Source organism: Aeromicrobium flavum, assembly GCF_007992115.1.
In the GTDB taxonomy this organism is placed as follows: Bacteria; Actinomycetota; Actinomycetes; order Propionibacteriales; family Nocardioidaceae; genus Aeromicrobium; species Aeromicrobium flavum.
Genome location: NZ_BJZQ01000001.1, coordinates 313,031 through 331,859 on the forward strand (window position 1 = coordinate 313,031; position 18,829 = coordinate 331,859).

At 72.7% G+C, this 18,829-nt stretch carries 14 protein-coding genes and 2 riboswitches; of the genes, 8 read left to right on the plus strand and 6 right to left on the minus strand.

The annotated features are described in order from the left end of the window. Positions 1–127: 127 nt before the first annotated feature. Genes cobBC through AFL01nite_RS01555 form a run of 3 tightly spaced genes read right to left on the minus strand, consistent with a single transcriptional unit; the run spans position 128 to position 5,149 of the window. Positions 128–2,548 carry a bifunctional hydrogenobyrinic acid a,c-diamide synthase/histidinol phosphate aminotransferase CobBC gene (cobBC, locus tag AFL01nite_RS01545; RefSeq protein WP_146825329.1) on the minus strand — a complete coding sequence of 807 codons (2,421 nt, stop codon included), beginning with the start codon at positions 2,546–2,548 and terminating at the stop codon, positions 128–130. Continuing rightward, positions 2,545–3,159 (minus strand): cob(I)yrinic acid a,c-diamide adenosyltransferase, encoded by a 615-nt coding sequence (gene cobO / locus AFL01nite_RS01550; RefSeq protein ID WP_146825330.1) that lies wholly within the window; start codon positions 3,157–3,159, stop codon positions 2,545–2,547. The genes cobBC and cobO overlap by 4 nt, the downstream gene beginning before the upstream one ends. Position 3,160: 1 nt before the next feature. Continuing rightward, a complete protein-coding gene (locus AFL01nite_RS01555) occupies positions 3,161–5,149 on the minus strand; it encodes a VWA domain-containing protein (RefSeq protein ID WP_222593344.1) in 1,989 nt (662 codons plus the stop codon). 91 nt (positions 5,150–5,240) lie between these two features. Further along, positions 5,241–5,387, minus strand: a riboswitch (cobalamin riboswitch). A 70-nt stretch (positions 5,388–5,457) separates the two neighbouring features. Here AFL01nite_RS01555 and cbiE point away from each other — a divergent pair. Further along, a complete protein-coding gene (gene cbiE, locus AFL01nite_RS01560) occupies positions 5,458–6,663 on the plus strand; it encodes a precorrin-6y C5,15-methyltransferase (decarboxylating) subunit CbiE (protein ID WP_146825332.1) in 1,206 nt (401 codons plus the stop codon). Next, positions 6,660–7,415: a precorrin-4 C(11)-methyltransferase gene (cobM, locus tag AFL01nite_RS01565; protein ID WP_146825333.1), complete on the plus strand. Its 756-nt coding sequence runs from the start codon at positions 6,660–6,662 to the stop codon at positions 7,413–7,415. Before cbiE ends, cobM begins: the two co-directional genes overlap by 4 nt. 1 nt (position 7,416) lies before the next feature. On the opposite strand, the gene AFL01nite_RS01570 is transcribed toward cobM, so the two are convergent. The 3 genes from AFL01nite_RS01570 to AFL01nite_RS01580 are packed head-to-tail and all read right to left on the minus strand — an operon-like array spanning position 7,417 to position 10,462. Beyond that, positions 7,417–8,919 carry a precorrin-2 C(20)-methyltransferase gene (locus AFL01nite_RS01570; protein WP_146825334.1) on the minus strand — a complete coding sequence of 501 codons (1,503 nt, stop codon included), beginning with the start codon at positions 8,917–8,919 and terminating at the stop codon, positions 7,417–7,419. Next, positions 8,916–9,578, minus strand: coding sequence for a precorrin-8X methylmutase (locus AFL01nite_RS01575; RefSeq protein ID WP_146825335.1), 663 nt, complete (start codon positions 9,576–9,578; stop codon positions 8,916–8,918). The genes AFL01nite_RS01570 and AFL01nite_RS01575 overlap by 4 nt, the downstream gene beginning before the upstream one ends. Then, a complete protein-coding gene (locus AFL01nite_RS01580; RefSeq protein ID WP_425546784.1) occupies positions 9,575–10,462 on the minus strand; it encodes a ferredoxin-like domain-containing protein in 888 nt (295 codons plus the stop codon). The genes AFL01nite_RS01575 and AFL01nite_RS01580 overlap by 4 nt, the downstream gene beginning before the upstream one ends. Positions 10,463–10,502: 40 nt before the next feature. After that, positions 10,503–10,684, plus strand: a riboswitch (cobalamin riboswitch). Between the two features lie 79 nt (positions 10,685–10,763). Between AFL01nite_RS01580 and AFL01nite_RS01585 the strand changes: the two genes are divergently transcribed. Genes AFL01nite_RS01585 through cobF form a run of 6 tightly spaced genes read left to right on the plus strand, consistent with a single transcriptional unit; the run spans position 10,764 to position 18,549 of the window. After that, positions 10,764–11,726 (plus strand): ABC transporter substrate-binding protein, encoded by a 963-nt coding sequence (locus AFL01nite_RS01585; RefSeq protein ID WP_222593345.1) that lies wholly within the window; start codon positions 10,764–10,766, stop codon positions 11,724–11,726. After that, on the plus strand, positions 11,726–12,787 hold the full coding sequence (locus AFL01nite_RS01590; RefSeq protein WP_146825338.1) for a FecCD family ABC transporter permease: 1,062 nt from the start codon (positions 11,726–11,728) through the stop codon (positions 12,785–12,787). Before AFL01nite_RS01585 ends, AFL01nite_RS01590 begins: the two co-directional genes overlap by 1 nt. After that, a complete protein-coding gene (locus AFL01nite_RS01595) occupies positions 12,784–13,542 on the plus strand; it encodes an ABC transporter ATP-binding protein (RefSeq protein WP_146825339.1) in 759 nt (252 codons plus the stop codon). The genes AFL01nite_RS01590 and AFL01nite_RS01595 overlap by 4 nt, the downstream gene beginning before the upstream one ends. Beyond that, a complete protein-coding gene (locus AFL01nite_RS01600) occupies positions 13,539–14,192 on the plus strand; it encodes a (2Fe-2S) ferredoxin domain-containing protein (protein WP_146825340.1) in 654 nt (217 codons plus the stop codon). Before AFL01nite_RS01595 ends, AFL01nite_RS01600 begins: the two co-directional genes overlap by 4 nt. Next, the gene (gene cobN, locus AFL01nite_RS01605; RefSeq protein WP_146825341.1) at positions 14,189–17,794 is read left to right on the plus strand and encodes a cobaltochelatase subunit CobN; all 3,606 of its coding nucleotides are present in this window, start codon (positions 14,189–14,191) and stop codon (positions 17,792–17,794) included. The genes AFL01nite_RS01600 and cobN overlap by 4 nt, the downstream gene beginning before the upstream one ends. Then, complete coding sequence (cobF, locus tag AFL01nite_RS01610; protein WP_146825342.1) at positions 17,791–18,549, plus strand: precorrin-6A synthase (deacetylating); 759 nt, start codon at positions 17,791–17,793, stop codon at positions 18,547–18,549. The genes cobN and cobF overlap by 4 nt, the downstream gene beginning before the upstream one ends. Positions 18,550–18,829: the final 280 nt, after the last annotated feature.

Consider the following 18,829-nt stretch of genomic DNA (forward strand, 5'->3'; position numbering starts at 1 on the left):
TCCTCGAGAGCCGCGCAGAGCGCGTCGGTGCGCAGCGTCACCGAGGCGCCGTCGCCGAGCAGGCTCACGATGGTGGGGACGGCGTGCTCGCCGCTGTCGAGGACGAGGACGGACAGTCCGTGGGCGTTCAGATGCATGCGGTGTGCACTCCCCAGGTGGTGAGCAGGCGGCGGGTGATGGACGGCTCGCGGACGGCGATGCGGACCCAGGAGTCGTCGAGGCTCGGGAAGGTGTCGGCGCGGCGCAGCGCGAATCCGGCATTCCGGAGCCGTGAGTGGAGGCCGGGGCCGGGACGCGCGAGGACGAAGGGAGCCTCGGACTCGGTGACGGGGACTCCCAGCTCGACCAGGCCGTCGATCAGCACTCGGCGGTGCTGCTGGACCTGCCGGGCGCGGCAGTACGTCTCGCGAGCGGCCTCCGGACGGGTGGTCGCTTCGACGGCGTGCAGGGCGGGTGTGCCGACCGACCACGGCGCCTGCTGGCCGCGCAGGTCGGCGAGCACGCGTGGGTCGCCGACGACGTAGCCGGCGCGGATACCCGGCATCGACCAGAGCTTGGTCAGGCTGCGGACGACGACGAGGCCGAGCAGGCGGTGCGACGTCAGACTGTGCGTCTCGCCGGGCACGAAGTCCATGAACGCCTCGTCCACCACCACCACGCGGCCGGGACGGCACAGCGATCGCAGCACCGCTGCGGGGTGGAGTCGGCCGGTCGGGTTGGTCGGGTTGCCGACGATGACGAGGTCGGCGTCACGCGGCACGGCAGTGGGGTCGAGCGCGAACTCGTCCTCGGCGCGGCAGACGACATGCGAGACGCGGTGGCCGGCGGCACGCAGGGCGACGTCCGGCTCGGTGAACTGGGGATGCACGACGACCGGCCGGCGCCACGGACGGGAGCGCGCGATCAACGTGAAGGCCTCGGCGGCGCCGGCGGTGACCAGGACGTCCTCGACGGCTCGACCGTGGTGCCGGGCGACCGCGGCCTGCGCCGTGCTCGCATCGGGGTAAGCGGTCGAGGCCGCCAGACCCTCCGCGAGCGCGGTCTCGAGCCATGCCGGCCGGGGCAGGCGACTCACGTTGACGGCGAGGTCGACGAGGCCATCGCGCGCCTCGACGTCGCCATGGTGACGCAGGGGATCAGCGATCGGCTCGGGCACGCTCGTCGGTACGGATGCCACGGCGCTGGGGAGCATCGTGCCGGCGTGCGCCGGGGCCGTCGCGGCCGCGTCGGCGAACGCCTGGGCGAGGTGCGGGTGCCCGGCCCAGTGCAGATGCAGGTACGAGGCGCTCAGCGTGGGACCCGCGAAACCGACCGGCGATCCGTCCACCGTCCATGCGGGGTTGTCGCCGTGGACGGGGGTGACGGTCGTGCGGTGGAACTCGTGCGCGGTGGCCGTCGTGCCCGCCACGCCGAGGAGCTGGTCGCCGGCCAGGGTGGGACGGCGGTAGGAGAGCGTGAGCCGTGGTGTCATCACGGCGTCGGCGGCGAGCGCGCCGACCATCGGGTGCCCGTCGACGGTGCGGCACAGGTACAGCAGGCCCGCGCACTCGGCGACCGTCGGGACGCCGTCAAACACGGCCTGGCGCAGGTCCTCGCGCAGGCTCGCGTTGGCGCTGAGCGCGGCCGCGTGCACCTCGGGGAAGCCGCCGCCGAGGTAGATCCCGCGGGTTCCGGCAGGGAGTCGGGAGTCGCGGGCGGGGTCGAAAAGTGCGACGGTGCAGCCGGCGGCCTCGAGCAGCTCGGTGGTCTCGGCGTACCGGAAGGTGAAGGCGCGTCCGGCGGCGACGGCGACGACGGGGGAGTCGGCGGCCGCGCGACTGACATGGGCAGTCGGGTCCCAGGCCGTCTCGGTGAGGCTCGGCGCGGTCCGCGCAACGTCGATCACGGCGTCGAGATCGATGCTGGCCGACACCTGATCGACGAGCCGGTCGAGGGCGGAGGCGGCCTCGTCGCGCTCGTCGGCGGGCACGAGGCCCAGGTGCCGCGACGGGGCGCTCACTCCCTGGTCGCGCTGCAGGATGCCCAGGACCGGGATGCCCGTCCGCTCGATGGCGGAGACGACCTCGGAGGCGTGCCGCGCGGAGCCCGCCTTGTTCAAGATGATGCCGGCGATCCGGACGCCCGGCTCGAACGTGGCCATGCCGTGCACCACGGCGCCGATGCTGCGGGAAGCGTGCGAGACGTCCACGACGAGCACGATCGGCGTACGCGTCAGCGTGGCCACGTGTGCGGTCGACGCGAATCCGTCACCACCGATCTGGCCGTCGAACAGGCCCATGACCCCCTCGACGACCGCGAGGTCGGCACCGCGCGCGCCGTGCAGCAGCAGCGGCGCGATGAGCGCGGGGTCGGTCAGGTGCGGGTCGAGATTACGTCCGGGCCGGCCGGTCGCGAGCGCGTGGTAACCGGGGTCGATGTAGTCGGGGCCCACCTTGTGTCCGGAGACGACGTGCCCACGAGCGGCGAGGGCGGCCATCAGGCCGGTCGCGACCGTCGTCTTGCCGTGCCCCGACGCCGGGGCTGCCACGAGGACCCGTGGCAGGGTCACCACTCGATGCCTCGCTGACCCTTCTGGCCCACGTCCATGGGGTGCTTCACGTGCGTCATCTCGGTGACCAGGTCGGCCACGTCGAGCAGGCGAGGATCCGCGCGGCGGCCCGTCACGACGACGTGCTGCGTGCCCGGGCGGTTCGCGAGCGTGTCGACGACGTCGTCGACGTCGACCCAGCCCCACTGCATCGGGTAGGTGAACTCGTCGAGGACGTAGAGCCGGTGCCGCTCCGCCCGGATGCGGCGCTTGACCTCGGCCCAACCCTCGGCCGCGTCGGCGGCGTGGTCGTCCTCGGTGCCGCCCTTGCGGCTCCACGACCAGCCCGAGCCCATCTTGTGCCACTCGATCGGGCCGCCCTCGCCGGTCTCGTCGTGCAGTCGGGCGAGGCGCTCGAGCACGGTCTGCTCGCCGATGCGCCACTTGGCTGACTTGACGAACTGGAAGACGCCGATGTCCCAGCCCTGGTTCCAGCCGCGCATGGCCAGTCCGAACGCGGCGGTGGACTTCCCCTTGCCGTCGCCGGTGTGGACCATCAGCAGCGGCCGGTTGCGGCGCTGGCGCGTGGTGAGCCCGTCGTCGGGGACGGTGAGGGGCTTGCCCTGCGGCATGTCAGGCCACCCCCTCGCGCGGTGCGGTCGCGGCCTGGACCACGCCGGTGATGCCTTCGGCGGTGACCTCGTCGAGCGGCACGTGTTCGGCCTGGAGGTGGGTCGCGAGGTCGGCGCCGAGCCCCATGCGGAAGCGTCCGGACTCGCAGTCGACCACGACGCTCTGGATCCCGGAGGCGGCGATGTGGCGGGCCACGTGGTGGGCCCGCCCGAGCGCGTCCGGGCCGGACGTGGCCCGTCCGTCGGTCACAGCGACGAGGAGAGGCCGACGTGAGGGGTCGCGCAGCGCCTCGCGGCGGACGACCTCGGCGGCCTGGAGCAGGCCCTCGGCGAGCGGCGTGCGGCCACCGGCGGGCAGGTCGGCGAGGCGGCGTGAGGCGACCTCGACCGACCCGGTGGGCGGCAGCGCGATCTCGGCGGTGTGCTGGCGGAAGGTGACGAGCGCGACCTTGTCGCGGCGGCGGTACGCGTCGAGCAGCAGCGACAGGACAGCGGTCTTGACCTGCTCCATGCGCCGGCGCGCGGCCATCGAGCCGGACGCGTCGACGCAGAGCAGCACGAGGTTCGACTCCTGCCCGACGGTCTCGGCACGGCGCAGGTCGCCCGGGTGGAGGGTGAGTCCGCGGCCGCCGGACGGTCCGCGCCGGGCGACCTGGTGTGGGGCCGCGGCGGTGATGATCGCCGGGAGGTGGAGCCGGCCGGTGGGCTCGGCATCGCGGCGGACGCCCGTGACCTTGCCGTGTGACGTGCGGGCCCGCGAGCGCCGGCCCGACTCGCCCTGGCCCGTGCCGCGCACGACGAGCAGCCGGGCGCGGGCCGGTTCGCCGGCCGAGGCCACCGAGCCGGCGCCGGCCGGGCTCGGCTGCGGCTGGTCGGGGTCGCGGTCGGAGCGGTCGGAGTGGTCGGAGCGGTCGGAGTGGTCGGCCGGAGTGTCCGGTCCCGTGTCGTCGGACGGCGAGTCGTCCGGCTGCCCGCCAGGTCCGCCATCGTCATCGGGGCCGTCGTCCTCAGGTCCGGGGTCGGGCTCGTCGGAGCCGAGCAGGTCGTCGAGGCGGTCCTCGTCGAGTCCGGGCTCGTCGAACGGGTTGCGCCGGCGACGGTGGGGGAGGGCAAGTCGGGCGGCGACCCGCACGTCCTCGCGGGTCACGTGGGTGCGTCCCTGCCATGCGGCGTGCGCTGCGGCGGTGCGCGCAGTCACCAGGTCGGCGCGCAGGCCGTCGACGTCGAACGCCGCGCAGATCTCGGCGATCGTGGTGAGGGTCTCGTCGTCGAGGTCGACCGCGCGGGCCCGGGCCTGCGCGTCGGCAAGGCGGGCACGCAGCAGGTCCTGCTCGGTCGCCCACCGGCTCGCGAAGCCCTCAGGCTCGGCGTCGAACGCCATCCGGCGGCGGACGACCTCGACCCGCAGGGCGGGATCACGGGGCGCGGCGACCTCGACGGTCAGGCCGAACCGGTCGAGCAGCTGCGGGCGCAGCTCACCCTCCTCGGGGTTCATCGTGCCGATCAGGACGAATCGCGACGCGTGCTCGGCCGAGACGCCGTCGCGCTCGATGCTGACCCGGCCGGTGGCGGCCGCGTCCAGCAACAGGTCCACGAGGTGGTCGTGCAGCAGGTTGACCTCGTCGACGTAGAGCAGGCCACGGTGGGCGCGGGCGAGCAGGCCCGGCTCGAGCTCGACGCGCCCGTCGCGCAGCACGGAGTCGAGCTTGAGCGAGCCGGTGACCCGGTCGTCGCTCGCGCCGACCGGCAGCTCGACGAGGCGCACCGGACGCTCGGTGACGGCCGTGGCATCGTCGAACGGGCCGTCGGGGGAGACGGCTTCGGGATCGTCGGGGTCAGCGGAGAACCGGTCACCCTCGAACACCCGCACGGGTGGCAGGACGTCGGCGAGGCCGCGGACCGTGGTGGTCTTGGCGGTGCCCTTCTCCCCGCGGACCAGGACGCCGCCGATGAGCGGGTCGATCGCGACCAGGGTGAGGGCCAGGGTCATGTCGTCTGAGCCGACGACGGCACAAAAGGGGTACTGCGCTGGCATGTAGGGCTCCCGCTCGATCTGCCAATCGGTCCGGGAGCACGGTCGTGTCCCGGGTCGGATCGAGGCCGGTCTTCGGACTTCCCAGATCGAACGTCTGAGTCACCGCAGCGGGCCCTGTGCCGGATTCTCACCGGCTTCCCAGATTCTCCCCGTGGCCTTGCGGCCGTGGGGCACCTCGGTCCTTCGCGAACACCATAGACGCCGTCCGTGGGCGCGGACCGGGCACCCCACGGGTCGAGGCGGGCGGGCTAGGGTGCTCGACCATGAACGTGCACGTCACCGTCGTGGGCATCGGCGCCGACGGATGGGACGGCCTCCCGGCGGCTTCTAAGGTGCTCGTCGAGGGCGCGGCGAGCTTGCTCGGCGGGCGTCGTCACCTCGATCTGATCCCCGGGATGTCAGGGCAGGAGCGCATCGCGTGGCCGTCCCCACTGCGTGACGGACTGCCGGACCTGCTCGCCCGCTTGCGGGGTCCGGTGGTGGCGCTGGCGTCCGGCGACCCGCTCGTGTCCGGGATCGGCACGACGTTGATCGACCTGCTCGGGCGCGAGCAGCTGACGATCGTGCCGGCCGTGTCGTCGGTGGCGCTGGCGCGGGCCCGGATGGGCTGGCCGGCGGAGTCGGCGGACGTCGTGAGCGTCGTCGGGCGTGACGTGCGGCTCGTGGTCCCGGCCCTGTCCGTGGGCCGCAGGCTCCTGGTGCTGTCGAGCGACGAGTCCACGCCCGCCGCGGTCGCCGAGCTGTTGGTCGACCTCGGCTGGGGCGACTCGCGACTCGTCGTGCTGGGCGACCTCGGCGGCGCCGCCGAGTCGCGGCACGAGTCCACGGCGCGGGTGTGGGACGGAGTCACTCCGCGGCTGCACGTGCTGGCCATCGAGGTACGCGGCCCGGGACCCGGTTGGGCCTCGGGAGGTGTCCTGCCGGACGACGCGTTCGAGCACGCCGGTCAGATCACGAAACGGGACCTGCGCGCCAGCGCGCTCGCGCGCCTGGCGCCGGCGCCCGGTCAGCTGCTGTGGGACGTCGGGGCGGGCAGCGGCTCGGTGGGAGTGGACTGGATGCGCGCGTGGCCGAGCGCCCGGACGATCGCCCTGGAAGCGCGAGCGGATCGCGCTGCCCTGGTGCGACGCAACGCCGAGCGGCACGGCGTCCCGGCCTTGCGCGTCGTGGAGGCGGCCGCGCCGGAGGGACTCGCAGACCTCGACGCCCCGGACGCGATCTTCGTCGGCGGCGGCGCGACCGTCGAAGGCGTCCTCGACACGTGCTGGGCCGCGCTGCGGCCCGGCGGGCGACTCGTCGTGCACGCCGTCACGGCCGAGACCGAGGCCGTGCTGCTGGATCGGTACCGTCGTCGTGGAGGCGAGCTCGTCCGCCTCCACGTCGAGCGCGCCGAGCCGCTCGGCACCTTCACCGGCTGGACGCCCGCACGGGCCGTCAGCCAGTGGTCCATCGTCAAGGGAGACTCATGACCGTCCACTTCGTCGGTGCCGGACCCGGCGCGGCCGACCTGATCACCCTCCGGGCTGTGCGCCTGCTCGAGGCCGCCGACGTGTGCTTGTACGCCGGGACGTACCTCGACGCCGCGGTCCTGGGGCACTGCCGCGACGACGCCCGTCTGGTTGACACGCAGCACCTGGACCTCGATGAGATCACCGCCGAGCTGGTCCGGGCCCACGCCGACGGCCTGGAGGTCGTGCGGCTGTGCTCGGGCGACCCGTCGCTGTACTCGGCCGTGCATGAGCAGGCCCGCCGGCTCGACGCCGCGGGCGTGGCGTGGGACGTGACCCCCGGCGTGCCGGCCTACGCCGCCGCCGCCGCGATCGTCGGCGCCGAGCTCACGGTCCCCGAGCTCGCGCAGTCCGTGGTGCTGACCCGGACCCAGGCGCGGTCGACGAAGATGCCCGCCGGTGAGCAGCTCAGCGCGTTCGCCGCGACGGGCGCGACCCTGGCGCTGCACCTGGGAATCACCCGCGCGCGCGAGCTCGCGGCCGAGCTCGCCGAGCACTACGGCGTGGACTGTCCCGTCGTCGTGGTCTCCCAGGCCACCCAGCCGGCCGAGCTCGTGCTGCGTGGCACCTTGGCCGACATCGCCGATCAGGTGGAGGAGGCCGGTCTGCGACAGGCGGCCGTCATCCTCGTCGGTCCGGCCCTGGCGCCGGACGTCCGCGGCGGCGAGTCGTTCCTCTACGCGGCCAGCCGCGAACGCCGCGCCCGCGGCTGACTCACTGCACGAAGCGCGGGCTCCAGACCCGTCCCGACGCCGTGACGCGCGTGGAGGACGCGCCGATCAGCAGCAGGCACTTCATGTCGACCGTCTCGGGATCGAGCTCGCCCAGCGTCGTGACGGTGAGGCTCTCCTCGGCGCGGCCGATGTCGCGGCCGACGACCACGACGGTCCCGGGCGCCTTGTGCTCCAGCAGGACGGCCTGCATCTGCGCGACCTGTTCGGTCCGCGACCGTGACCGAGGGTTGTAGAGCGCCAGCACGAGGTCGGCCGCGGCGACCGCGCGAAGCCGCTGCTCCACGACGTCCCAGGGCTTCAGCCGGTCGGAGAGGCTCATCACCGCGAAGTCGGCGCCGATGGGCGCACCCGCTCGCGCGGCCACCGCCTGCACGGCCGAGATCCCGGGCACGACGCGGACGGCGACGTGGGCGTAGCGCGGGTCCTCCGCGGCCTCGAAGACGGCCGACGCCATCCCGAAGATGCCGGCGTCGCCGCCGGAGACGACGGCGACCCGCTCGCCGCCGAGGGCCAGCTCGAGGGCGTCGCGCGCACGGTCGACCTCGACGGTGTTGCCGGAGGCGTGGCGGACCAGGCCGGGACGCTGGGGGACTCGCTGCACGTACGGGCCGTAGCCGACGACGTGCCCGACCTCTGCCAGTACCTGGGAGGCCTCGGGCGACAGCCAGGCGTCCGGGCCGGGCCCGAGCCCGACGACGACGACCTCGGCGTCTGCGGCGGGGGCGACGGCCTGCGGGGCCGGGTTCTCGTACCGGGCGACGCCGGGACGCGTGTCGCCGGGCACGAGCACGATCGAGAAGTACGGGACCGTCTCGGGGTCCACGTCGGCGACCGGCAGGACGCGTTCGGCGTCCATCGAGGCACGCTCGACGTACCAGGAGCCTTCGACGCGACCGGCCTGCTCCAGCGCGGAGCGCACCTTGGCGAAGGTGCGGCCGAGCTTCATGATCACGGCGCCGTCGGTGTCGGCGAGACGCCGGGCCAGCTCGGGCTCGGGCAGGGTTCCGGGCAGGACCGTCAGCACGTCGGTCTGCCGGACCAGCGGCAGTGCGGTCGTCGCGGTGGCCGCGGCGAACGCCGGGACGCCGGCGACGACCTGCGTCTCGAACTCGCCGCTGAGCCGGTCGTGCAGGTACATGAACGAGCCGTAGAGCATCGGGTCGCCCTCGGCCAGGACCACGACGTCGCGCCCGGCGGCGAGGTGGTCGCGCAGGCGCTGCGCGCACTGCGCGTAGAAGTCGGCCATCGCCCCGGCGTAGCCCCCGGGATGGTCGGTGGCCTGGGTCGTCACGGGATAGACGAGCGCCTCCTCGGTCACGCCGTCGCGCACCAGGTCCGACGCGATGCGTCGCGCGTTGGACTGCTTGCCGACGCCCTGGTGGTAGGCGACGACGTCCGCGGCCCCGATCAGGCGGGCGGCCTTGAGGGTGATGAGCTCGGGGTCGCCGGGGCCGACCCCGACACCGAACAGCCGCCCGTTCACTCGCGCTCCTGGGCCAGGGCGTTGAGCGCGGACGCGGCCATCGCCGAGCCACCGCGCCGGCCGGTCACGACGAGGTACGGGACGTCGATGCCGGACTCCGGGGCGAGGTCGATGAGCGCCTGCTTCGACTCGGCCGCGCCGATGAAGCCGACCGGCGTGCCGATGATGGCGGCGGGGCGGGGCGCACCGTCGCGGAGCATCTCCAGCAGGTGGAACAAGGCCGTGGGGGCGTTGCCGAAGGCGACCACGGCGCCGTCGAGGTGGTCGGTCCAGAGCGACACCGCCGCGGCGGAGCGGGTCGTCGACCAGGCCTCGGCAAGCCCGGGGACCAGGGGGTCCCGCAGCAGGCAGCGCACGTCGTTGTCTCGGGGGAGCCGGGCCCGCGTCACGCCGGATGCGACCATGTGCGCGTCGGTCAGGATCGGCGCCCCGGACTCCAGCGCGGATCGCGCCGACGACACGAGGCCCGGGTGGATCACGAGGTCGCGGGCGAGGTCGGTCTGGCCGCACGCGTGGATCATCCGCACCGCGACCTTCTCGGCATCCACAGGGACCGCGGCGAGGTCGGCCTCGGCCCGGATCGTGGCGAACGAGTCGACGTAGATCTGCGAGCCCCGGGTCTCGTACTCGTAGTGGCGTGCGGGAGGTGCGAGCGTCATGCGTTCTCCAGGTCGGGGACGATCAGGGTGCGCCACGGCGTGACCACGACGCCGGGGGCGTCCAGCGCGAGGACGTCGTCCAGGAGGCGCCGGTCGAGACGTCCGTCAGGCACCGCGAGATGCAGCGCCACACGGCCGTCGTCCTGCGAGATCCTGCCAAGGGGTGCCGCAGCGCCGTCCACCCGGGTCTCGGGGCGACGATTCCCCGCCCGGCCCAGCAGCCCGATGCCACGGCCGGGCAGCTCGTCGACGTGCCAGGGCGATTCTGGCTGCGCGCCGGCGGCCTCGACGAAGCGCAGGGTCAGGTCGACGAGCGACTTCGGGGCGTCCCGGACGGGCACGACGGGACCCCATGCATCGCGTCCCGCGCGCAGCTGGACCGCATCGGCGGAGACCGCGACGAGGCCGAGGTCGAGGTCGCGTCCGGCGACGTCGCCGCGTCCGTCGTCGAGCACGAACAGGAAGCGGCCCGCCAGTGACGCGAGCGACGGCTCGGCGCACACCAACGTGTCGAGCTCGCGGACGACCGGGCGCAGGTCGGCGCAGCCCCCGGCGAGCCCGGTCAGCGGTGACGCCATGACGTTGCGCACGCGCTCGTGCGAGGTCGACGGCATCAGGCCGGTGTCCATGACGGCATCGACGACAGCATCGGACAGGCAGCCGTCGTCGTGGCGGATGCCGCGCACCTGCAGGTTCGCGCGGCTCGTCAGGTGCACGCTGCCGTCGCCGTGCACGTCTGCGACGTCGTGCAGCCGCGTCAGCGCGTCCGTGGACAGGTGCCCGCCGGGCACCCGGACGCGCACCAGGGCGCCGTCGTCGGCGATCCAGGGTCGAAGCAGTCCGGGACACAGGTCGCGGCGGGTCCGTTCGGTCACGCGGGACATGGTGCCACTCACCCTCGTGGCGACGATCCGGCGTCGGAACTGCTACGGTCGGCTCGCCAGTCAAACTCAGCGATGAGCCAGGGAACCCGGTGAGAGTCCGGGACTGACGCGCAGCGGTGAGGGTGACGGGCGGGGCATGAAGCCACTGGACCGCAAGGTCTGGGAAGGCGCTCCGTCCGGTTGATCCCGAGTCCGAAGACCTGCTGGCCCTCACGGCGACCGCCGTGCGGTCCCGCCGGGCTTCGCGAAAGAGCCCCAGACCTCGAAGGATCACGCCATGCGCGTTCCCCATCGTCTTGCGATGTGCGTTCTCGTCGGATCCACGCTGACCGGCTGTGCCGGAGCTCCCACCGAATCGGCGGGGAAGGGTGCGACCGCGGCCGGCTTCCCCGTCGAGGCCACCAGTTGTGGCCACGTCAGCACCGTGAAAGCCCCGCCGCAGGCGGCGATCACCTTGAACCAGGGAGCCACGGAGGTGGCCCTCGCGCTCGGACTCGAGCAGCGGTTGGCCGGCACGGCCTACCTCGATGACGCCATCGCACCTCGATTCGCCGGCGCCTACGCGAAGGTGAAGGTGTTGGCGGCCGAGTACCCCTCGCACGAGGCCGTCCTGGCCGAGGAGCCCGACTTCGTCTACAGCTCGTACGCCAGCGCGTTCGCGGATGAGTCGGCCGGGACGCGCGAGGAACTGCAGGGGCTGGGCATCGGCTCCTACCTGTCCCCGTTCGGATGTCCCGACGCCCGCGACCGGGCCGAGGTCGGCTTCGAGTCCGTCTGGCAGGAGATCCACGCCGTCGCGGACGTCTTCGGCGTGCCGGAGCGTGCGGCCAGGATCGAGAGCGACCAGCGCGCGACGGTCGAGGAGCTGGCCGAGGTCGGCGCGGGTCGCGGGACGCGGGTCTTCTGGTACGACTCGGGCGACAAGACCGCGTTGGCGGGAGCCGGCGAGGGCGGTCCCCAGGTGATCCTGGAAGCGGTGGGCGCCACGAACGTCTTCGGGGGTCTGGACGGCGGATGGGCCGACGTCTCCTGGGAGCGGGTCGTGAAGGCCGAACCCGACGTGATCGTCGTGGCCGACGCCTCGTGGTCGTCCGCCGCTGAGAAGATCGCCCACCTGCGCAAGGACCCGGTCCTGAAGCGGCTGCGCGCGGTCCGTGACGACCGGGTCATCACCGTGGCCTACTCGGAGTCGACCCCGGGCGTTCGCCTCGTCGACGGCGCGCAGCAGGTGTCCGATCGCCTGATCGCACTCGGCCGTCGTTGATGCTGCAGCGCAAGGAGCGCCCGGCCCGGTGGCGGAACCGGACCGTCGGCAGCGCCGTGATCGTGTCCGTACTGCTCGGTGCCACAGTCTCGCTGGCCCTCATGCTGGGTTCGGTCCAGGTGCCCGTCGTGAGCGTGTGGGAGGTCGTCGGCCGTCGGCTGGGAGTGCCGGGACTCGACGTCTCGCTGCTGGACGATCGGATCGTGTGGCAGCTGCGGCTTCCCCGCGTGCTGGGTGCAGCGGCGACCGGTGCGGGACTCGCGCTGTGCGGGGCCGTCCTGCAATCGCTCACCCGCAACGACCTCGCCGATCCCTACCTGCTGGGCATCTCCAACGGGGCCGCGGTCGGCGCGGTGAGCGTCATCGTGCTGGGCGTCTCGTTCGCGGGGCTCGTCGGCACCGCCCTGGTGGGCGCCGGCGCGTTCGTGGGCGCGCTGGCCGCTCTCGCGCTGGTCCTGACGCTGGCCACGGGCCGCAGCGGTGCCCTGCCTCCCACACGGGTCGTCCTGGCAGGCGTCGCCGTGGGGCAGATGTGCGCCGCGTACACCTCCTTCGTCGTCATGATGAGCGGGGATCACGACGCCGCACGCCGGGTGCTCGGCTGGACGCTGGGGTCGCTCGCCGGCATCCGGTGGAACGGCGCCCTCGTCCTGGTCGGGCTCGTGGTGCTCGCGTTCTGCCTGGTCATGGCGTACACCCGCGCGCTGGACGCCTTCGCGTTCGGTGAGGTGGCGGCCGGTTCGCTCGGGGTCGGTGTTCGAAGCACACGGTGGACCCTCATGGTCGCGACCGCGGTGGTGACCGCGGGCCTGGTGGCGTTCACCGGAGCGATCGGGTTCGTCGGGTTGGTGGTTCCGCATCTCGCTCGCCTGCTGTGCGGACCGTTGCACCGGACGCTGCTGCCACTCAGTGCGGTTGGCGGAGCGTTGCTGCTGGTCCTGGCCGACACGGCGGCACGCACCGTCGTCCCTGGCCAGGAGGTGCCCGTGGGCGTCGTGACCGCCGCCGTCGGTGCTCCGGTCTTCGTCTGGTTGTTGCATCGACAGGGGAGCACGGCATGAATCTCGAGGTCCAGGACGTGACGTGGGTCCGACGGGGGACCCGCGTGCTCGAGCACGTCTCCGCCTCCGTCCCTACCGGTTCGGTCACGGGCCTGATCGGCCCGAACGGCTCGGGCAAGACGAGCCTGCTGACGCTCCTCGCCGGACTCGCACGACCCACCTCCGGGCGCGTGGTCCTCGAGGGTCGCGACATCGGGGCCATCCCCATCCGCGAGCGTGCTCGGATCATCGCCCTGCTGGAGCAACAGGCCACGACCTCGCTCGACCTCACGGCCCGTCAGGTCGTGGAACTGGGTCGCATCCCTCATCGGGGGCGCCGAGCCGGTGCGGTCCGTACCGCCGACGTCGTCAGGCAGGCCATGGCCGACGCCGATGTCCTCCACGTGGCCGACCGGCGGTGGCAGACCCTGTCGGGAGGCGAGCGCCAGCGCGTCCAGCTGGCGCGGTCGCTGGCGCAGCAGCCCTCGATCCTCATGCTCGACGAGCCCACGAACCACCTGGACCTGGGTCACCAGATCGGTCTGCTCCGGACGGTGCGCCGGCTCGGGATCACGACCGTCGCCGCGCTGCACGACCTGGACCTGGCGGCGGCGTACTGCGACCGGCTGGTGGTGCTCGACGGGGGCCGGGTCGTCGCCCACGGTCCGGCCGCGGAGTTGCTGTCCAGTCCGCTGATCGAGCACACGTATGGGGTCCGTGCCGAGGTCGAGCACCACAGCCTCGCGCAACGGTTGACGGTGGTGTGGCACCCATGAGCGTCCTCGTCCACGTCGCCACGGCGCTGCCCGATGCCGCCCGCCAACCCGTGCTGCGCCGGGCCGCCGCGGATGCCGGAGCGCGGATCGCCTTCCTGCAGGGCGCCGAGCCGACCTTGGTCCGGGTGCTCGATGAGCTGCAGGCCGAGGGCGTCCGCGAGCTGCGACTGGAGCCGGTCAGCACCGACGACCTGGGATACGCGCGTTCGTGGGTGGGGCGGGTGGCGGGTCACTGGCACCGTGAGCAGGTCGACCCGCCCGTCATCGAGTTCGGCGACCGGACCATCACGGGACGCGAGGCTCCGCTGTCGTCGTCGGCCTGGGACGCGCCGCCCGACCACCGTCACCACCTCCTGCTGTGTCGCGGGCCGCGGTGCAGCGCGCGTGGCTCCGACGACACCTACCGGGCGCTCGTCATGGCCCTGGTCGAGACCGGCCTCACGGACCAGGACGTCCTGATGGCCCAGACCGGCTGCCTCTTCCCCTGCAACCACGGTCCCGTCGCGGTCGTCCACCCGGAGGGTGCCTGGTACGGACCGGTCCTGCCCGGCGACGCGGCCCGCCTCGTGCGCGAGCACCTCGCCGCGGACCGACCACTCGACGACCTCCGACTTCCCGGCTCGACCGTTCCCACCGAAGGAGCATCATGACCCGCATCGCCCTCATGTCCACCTCGGACACCGACCTGCTCTCGGCTCGCGCCAGCGGAGCGAGCTACTCGTGGGCGAACCCCGTCCGGGTGTCCGACGAGCGCAGGGACGCGCTCGTGGACGAGGCGGACCTCGTCGTCCTGCGGGTCCTGGGCTCGCCCGAGGACGTGCGCGACATCGCCGCGCACGTGCGCTCGAGCGGCCGTCCCCTCGTGGTGCTCGGTGGCGAGCGGACGCCGAACGCGGCGCTCATGGAGCTGTCGACCGCGCCGATCGGCGTCTGTGCCGAGGCGCACCGCTACCTGGCCGAGGGAGGCGACGAGAACCTGCGGCAGCTGCACGCCTTCCTCTCCGACACCGTGCTGCTGACGGGGGAGGGCTTCGAGCCGCCCGCCGTGCTGCCCGAGTGGGGCGTGGGCGAGCGGCCCACCCTCGCGTCGACCGACCTGGCCCGCGTGGGCATCCTCTACTACCGGGCGCACGAGGTGAGCGGGAACCAGCGCTTCGCCCACGACCTCGCCGACGCGATCGACGCCACGGGCAAGGCGATCGGCGTCCCGATCTTCGTGTCGTCCTTGCGGGCCGCCGCCGACGACCTGTTCGACCAGCTGGCCACGCTGGACGCGATCGTCGTGACCGTCCTGGCGGCCGGCGGCTCCAAGCCGGCCACGGCCAGCGCGGGTGGCGACGACGAGTCCTGGGACGTGGAGCGACTGCGTGCCCTCGACGTGCCCGTGCTGCAGGCACTGGCGCTCACCTCGTCGAAGGCCGAGTGGGAGGCCTCCGACGACGGCGTCACGCCGCTGGACTCCGCGACGCAGATCGCGATCCCCGAGTTCGACGGTCGCCTCATCACGGTGCCGTTCTCGTTCAAGGAGGTCGACGCGGACGGACTGCCGCGGTACGAGACAGACCCCGAGCGCTGCGCCCGCGTGGCCGGCATCGCCGTCAACCACGCGCGCCTGAGGTTCGTGCCGCCGGCCGAACGCAAGGTCGCCCTGGTGCTGTCGGCCTACCCGACGAAGCACAGTCGGATCGGCAACGCCGTCGGCCTGGACACACCGGTCTCGGCGATCCGGCTGCTGCGACAGCTGCGCGACGCCGGATACGACCTCGGCGAACCGGGCGACATCCCGGGCCTCGACCCGCTGCCGGCGGTCGAGGGGGAGGAGCCCGACACCACCTCGGGCAACGCGCTCATCCACGCGCTGATCGAGGCGGGCGGCCAGGACGAGGAGTGGCTGACGCAGGCACAGCTGAGCAGCTCGCACGTGCGCATCAGCCGCGACGAGTACCTGCGCTGGACGGCCGACCTGCCCGCGGACCTGCGCGAACAGATGGTGGAGACGTGGGGTGAGGCGCCCGGGTCCCTGTTCGTCGACGACGCCGGTGACATCGTGCTCGCCACCCTGCGCGCGGGCAACGTCGTCATCCTCATCCAGCCGCCGCGCGGCTTCGGCGAGAACCCGGTCGCGATCTACCACGATCCCGACATGCCGCCGTCGCACCACTACCTCGCCGCCTACCGTTGGCTCGAGCACGGCTTCGGTGCCGACGCCGTCGTGCACCTGGGCAAGCACGGGTCGCTGGAGTGGCTGCCCGGCAAGAACGCGGCCCTCTCGGCAGGCTGTGCCACCGACGCCGCCATCGGCAGCATGCCGTTGATCTACCCGTTCCTCGTGAACGACCCCGGCGAGGGCGCCCAGGCGAAGCGGCGCGCGCACGCCACGATCGTCGACCACCTCGTCCCCCCGATGGCGCGCGCCGAGAGCTACGGGGACATCGCGAAGCTCGAGCAGCTGCTGGACGAGTACGCGAACGTCGCCGCGATGGACCCGCCGAAGCTGCCGGCCATCCGCCAGCAGATCTGGACGCTCATGCAGTCGGCCCAGATGCACCGCGACCTCGGTCTCGAGGAGCGTCCCGGCGACGAGGAGTTCGACGACTTCCTGCTGCACGTCGACGGCTGGCTGTGCGAGATCAAGGACGTCCAGATCCGGGACGGCCTGCACGTCCTGGGACAGGCGCCCACCGGAGAGGGCCGCGTCAACCTCGTGCTCGCCGTGCTGCGGGCCACGCAGGTGTGGGGCGGTCAGGAGAAGGCGCTGCCGGGACTGAGGGCCGCGCTCGGGCTGACCGAGGACTCACCACTGCCCGAGGTCGATCTCGTGGAGTCGCAGGCACGCGCCCTCGTCGAGGCGATGGAGAAGTCGGACTGGGACGTCGAGACCGTCGAGGACGTGCACGACGACCCGGTCGTCCGCGCGGTCCTGCGGTTCGCCGCCGAGCAGGTCGTCCCGCGCCTCGCAGCGACCACCGACGAGCTGACGAACATCCTTCACGCGCTCGACGGCGGCTTCGTGCAGGCGGGACCCTCGGGCTCGCCGCTGCGCGGCCTGGTCAACGTCCTGCCCACGGGCCGGAACTTCTACACGGTGGACCCGCGGGCGGTCCCGTCCCGGCTCGCGTGGGACACGGGACAGGCCATGGCCGAGTCGCTCGTCGCCCGTCACCTCGAGGACACGGGGGAGTACCCGAGCTCGGTCGGCCTGTCGGTCTGGGGAACGTCCGCGATGCGCACCTCGGGCGACGACATCGCCGAGGTGCTCGCCCTGCTGGGCGTGCGGCCGACGTGGGATCTGGCCTCGCGTCGGGTGAACGGGCTCGAGGTCATCGAACTCGAGGAGCTCGGTCGTCCGCGCATCGATGTCACGGTGCGCATCTCCGGGTTCTTCCGTGACGCCTTCCCACACGTCATCGAAATCCTCGACGATGCCGTTCAGCTCGTCGCCGAGCTCGACGAGCCCGATGAGCAGAACTACGTCCGCGCGCACACGGCGCAGGACCTCGCCGAGCACGGCGACCACCGCCGCGCGACGACGCGCATCTTCGGGTCGAAGCCGGGGTCGTACGGCGCGGGCATCCTGCAGGTGGTGGAGTCGGGCTCGTGGCGCGACGACGCCGACCTGGCCGAGGTCTACACGGCGTGGGGCGGCTTCGCCTACGGCCGTGGGCTCGACGGCGTCGCGGCCAGCGACGACATGCGCACCAGCTACCGCCGCATCGCCGTGGCAGCGAAGAACATCGACTCGCGCGAGCACGACATCGCCGACTCCGACGACTACTTCCAGTACCACGGCGGCATGATCGCCACGGTCCGCGCGCTCACCGGCACGGAGCCGAAGGCCTACGTCGGCGACTCGACCTCACCGGATGCGGTACGGACCCGCACGCTGCAGGAGGAGACCAACCGCGTCTTCCGCTCGCGCGTGGTGAACCCGCGCTGGATCTCGGCGATGCAGCGCCACGGGTACAAGGGAGCGTTCGAGCTGGCCGCGACCGTCGACTACCTGTTCGGGTTCGACGCCACCGCCGGCGTCGTGCACGACTGGATGTACGAGTCGCTCGCGAAGGAGTACGTGCTCGACGAGACGAACCAGGAGTTCATGCGTCGCTCCAACCCGTGGGCGCTACGGGGGATCGTCGAGCGCCTGAACGAGGCGGCCGACCGCGGGCTCTGGGAGGAGCCGGACCCCGAGGTGATGGCCGAGATGGCCCGGGTCTACCTCGAAATCGAGGGCGACCTCGAGGACGATGCATGACGCGGCGCCTCGCACTCGTCGGCCTCGGCCCGGGCGATCCGGAGCTCGTCACCGTCGAGGCCGCCCGCGTGCTCAACGAGGTGGACTACTTCCTCGTCGCCGACAAGACCGCGTCCCACCCCGGGACCGCCGACCTCATCGCGATGCGCGAGGCCATCTGCGAGCGCCACGTCGCGGGGGAGTGGACCCTGGTCCCCGTGCCGGATCCCGAGCGTGACCGCGACGATCCGGGTGACTATGCCGGCGCGGTGCGGGACTGGCACGAAGCGCGGGCGCAGGCCTTCGAGCGGGCTCTCCTCGAGCATCCCGGTGACGCGGCCATCCTCGTGTGGGGCGACCCTGCCCTGTACGACTCCGCCATCCGGCTCGCGGACAGGATCGTCGAACGCGGCGTCGTCGACGTGACCGTCGAAGTCATCCCGGGCCTGAGCAGTGTCCAGCTCCTCGCTGCCCGCCACCGTCTGGTGCTCAACGTCATCGGCGGACCCATCACGATCACGACCGGCCGACGCCTCGTGGACGATGCGGTCGACCACGACAACCTCGTCGTGATGCTCGACGGAGCACTGGCCTGCCGGGATCTGCCCGACCCGGCCGCCTGGCACATCTGGTGGGGAGCCAACCTGGGGTCGCCGGGCGAGCAGCTCGTCGCCGGGCGACTCCCCGAGGTCGCCGGCGACATCTGGGAGCGCCGCTCGGCCGTCCAAGCCGATCAGGGCTGGGTCATGGACACGTATCTGCTGCGCCGCGTCTGACTTGTCGTGGGCGCACTCGACGGCGTCCCGCTCATGCCGATGGCACGCAGCGGACTACCCGCTGCGCCCACGGGGCCCGAATACGCTGAGTCGTACGATGTCGAGATCGGTGCCCCCTCAGGGGCACGCTTCGGGTGTAACGGGATGGCACTGTAGAGGACGACCACCGCGATTCCATCGAAATGCGGAATCTCGCTGGCATGCCAATGTGTTTCCCTCCGGTTCAGGTTCGTCTCGGACGCGATTGCGGGGTTCGCCGTGATCAGCGAAAACGCCGCAC

What these genes read in the sequence shown, in the direction of transcription:
- cobO (WP_146825330.1), bottom strand. Translation starts at nt 3,159, where the DNA reads ATGCCGCAGGGCAAGCCCCTCACCGTCCCCGACGACGGGCTCACCACG.
- AFL01nite_RS01555 (WP_222593344.1), bottom strand. Translation starts at nt 5,149, where the DNA reads ATGACCCTGGCCCTCACCCTGGTCGCGATCGACCCGCTCATCGGCGGC.
- cbiE (WP_146825332.1), top strand. Translation starts at nt 5,458, where the DNA reads ATGAACGTGCACGTCACCGTCGTGGGCATCGGCGCCGACGGATGGGAC.
- cobM (WP_146825333.1), top strand. Translation starts at nt 6,660, where the DNA reads ATGACCGTCCACTTCGTCGGTGCCGGACCCGGCGCGGCCGACCTGATC.
- AFL01nite_RS01575 (WP_146825335.1), bottom strand. Translation starts at nt 9,578, where the DNA reads ATGACGCTCGCACCTCCCGCACGCCACTACGAGTACGAGACCCGGGGC.
- AFL01nite_RS01580 (WP_425546784.1), bottom strand. Translation starts at nt 10,462, where the DNA reads ATGTCCCGCGTGACCGAACGGACCCGCCGCGACCTGTGTCCCGGACTG.
- AFL01nite_RS01585 (WP_222593345.1), top strand. Translation starts at nt 10,764, where the DNA reads ATGTGCGTTCTCGTCGGATCCACGCTGACCGGCTGTGCCGGAGCTCCC.
- AFL01nite_RS01590 (WP_146825338.1), top strand. Translation starts at nt 11,726, where the DNA reads ATGCTGCAGCGCAAGGAGCGCCCGGCCCGGTGGCGGAACCGGACCGTC.
- AFL01nite_RS01595 (WP_146825339.1), top strand. Translation starts at nt 12,784, where the DNA reads ATGAATCTCGAGGTCCAGGACGTGACGTGGGTCCGACGGGGGACCCGC.
- AFL01nite_RS01600 (WP_146825340.1), top strand. Translation starts at nt 13,539, where the DNA reads ATGAGCGTCCTCGTCCACGTCGCCACGGCGCTGCCCGATGCCGCCCGC.
- cobN (WP_146825341.1), top strand. Translation starts at nt 14,189, where the DNA reads ATGACCCGCATCGCCCTCATGTCCACCTCGGACACCGACCTGCTCTCG.
- cobF (WP_146825342.1), top strand. Translation starts at nt 17,791, where the DNA reads ATGACGCGGCGCCTCGCACTCGTCGGCCTCGGCCCGGGCGATCCGGAG.